Origin of the sequence: Methanosarcina spelaei (assembly GCF_002287235.1) — an archaeon.
Lineage (GTDB): Archaea > Halobacteriota > Methanosarcinia > Methanosarcinales > Methanosarcinaceae > Methanosarcina > Methanosarcina spelaei.
This window is the reverse complement of sequence record NZ_LMVP01000278.1, coordinates 1-1,298: the sequence shown is the minus strand read 5'-3', so window position 1 is coordinate 1,298 and position 1,298 is coordinate 1. Positions and strand designations below refer to the sequence as shown.

At 50.5% G+C, this 1,298-nt stretch carries 1 pseudogene; it reads right to left on the bottom strand.

The features are described 5' to 3' along the window. A pseudogene (gene mtbB, locus ASJ81_RS12760) lies at positions 1 to 1,292 on the bottom strand ([dimethylamine--corrinoid protein] Co-methyltransferase); the annotation flags it as partial. Positions 1,293 to 1,298: the final 6 nt, after the last annotated feature.

The window sequence follows — 1,298 nt, the reverse complement described above, 5'->3', positions numbered from 1 at the left end:
ACACCGATATCGAGTTCTTCACGCAGCTCTCTCATAACATGCTCGTCTACGAGGTCCATCTTGTCGACCCCGAGTTTCTTTGCCACGTATTCTTTTGCCTCGCCTATGCGCATATTCTTTGAGAACTCCATCCTTGCAACAAGGTCTCCTGCAGCCCTTATTCCAGTCATACCTGAAGCCATTATGTGTGCGATCGGCATACCCAATGGGTCGCCGACCCCGATCTATATGCCGTCTACGCCTGCAATTTCTACCATTGCCTTGCTTGCTCTGGTAACCGCATCAATAGGAGGAGTCTCGAGCATAGGAATTCCGCCAACACCCATGCCCATGTCAACGTGACAGGGAATTGGAGACGCCTCGACAGCTGCCTTCATGAAGGTAACTGCACGAGCAAGGTTCCAGGCTGAGGTTTTGCTGGTATTGGTATTGCATACTGGCCCGAAAACGTTTGCTCCTGCCTTTGCAATAAGTGGAGCCTGCTGGTGAGGCCAGAGCCCTGCAAGGGTAACGCCATCGTACTGAAGGTTTCCGTGCATACCAAGTACACATTCTCCTGCCATGCCTGCTTCAATGTACATGTCAGGGAACTCCTTTCTGAGAGCCTCGATTGCATGAAGTGTGCCGTACATATCCCCATCGCCTGCTGCGCCGGTTGTATCAAAATTAACACCGTCAGCACCGGAGGCAAAGAGTTTCTGCATAACCCAGACTGTGTCTCTTGTGAGGTGTTCGGCAGCGTGTTCCATTGATTCCCAGGCTTCGGGGATCTTGAAAGCTTTCATAAGGTCGCCGGGATTCTCAAAAGGTCCATCAGGGGTATAATACAATCCCATATTGGGCATTGCGCCGTAAAACAGTGGGATGATCATGTTCTGCTGGCAGACTTCCATTGCCTGGCACTCGTTTGATACGACAGGTTTTACAGGCTTAAAACTATAATCGATGTGCCCGAGTTCCATTGTGTCGGCACCGAAAGCACGCTCGTGCATCATGCAGCCAACCAGGCGGCTGGAAGGAATACCGACACCACTGTTACCCTGGTCACCGTCAAGTCTTATAGTGCCGATGTCGTGCGTTACAGGAATTTCCATGCCCTGTTCGACACTCACAGCCTTACCGGGCATCATAAGAATTTCTGCAAGCTTGTCAATTTCATCGGCGCTCAGGGCAGAGATCTCACCAAGGTCGGCAGCATTAGCAGTTCCGGCTTCGATCTCAGCCATGATTTTTTCTTTGGTAAGGAAGACACGTTTTCCGTCTCCCATTCTCAAAGCGTATTCAGTTGCCATTTTTAT